Source organism: Skermanella sp., assembly GCF_059503625.1.
The window spans coordinates 9822-10470 of sequence record NZ_JCACHA010000749.1 but is presented as its reverse complement, the minus strand read 5'-3'; positions in this window follow the sequence as shown (position 1 = coordinate 10470).

The following is a 649-nucleotide window of genomic DNA, read 5'->3' as shown; positions in this document are numbered from 1 at the left end:
ATTGATAATCTCAACGAGTTCTTCGATGGTGTAGTGGGTAGTGCCGTTAATGCGTCGCATCGTGATGGTGGCCTTTATGGGTAATCTGGTTTTGGTGGGGAAAGGTTGAAGCGCAGACAGATGTTCTTGCTTTCAACTGACACTATTTTACTGACAATTTTACAGACTGTCCATAGCATCATGACGAATTTTTGAAAAATTTTACAGAGTCTGGTGTCGAGGATATCGGAGTGTGCTACAATCATCCCTGTTGCATGGTCGATAGTCATTAACGGTGCCTCGAAGACGACGCTGGGTCAAACTGGCGTCGTCTTTATTATTGCCCGCGTCCAGGCGACTGGCACTTTACTGCCGAAACGCTGGCCAGTTCATAAAGTACTTTATTGGCCTGGGCGTCTGAGCTGCTTGGGAGGCGCTGGAGACTGGCGATATGGAGGGCGGCTTACCTAGCTATACGTAAATACCACTAGCTATACGGTACGTGTGTTTTCTGTGGGCCTTATTGCTGGGAGAATTCGTCTTGATGTTCTAGCGTTAATTGGAAGCGCCTGTTCTTGAAAAGATCCTTTTAAATCAGTTGATTAGCTGCTTTGAGAGGGTGAGCGTCTTTACGGTGGACTATCATCGAAGGCCTTTTCAGGGCTGAAAT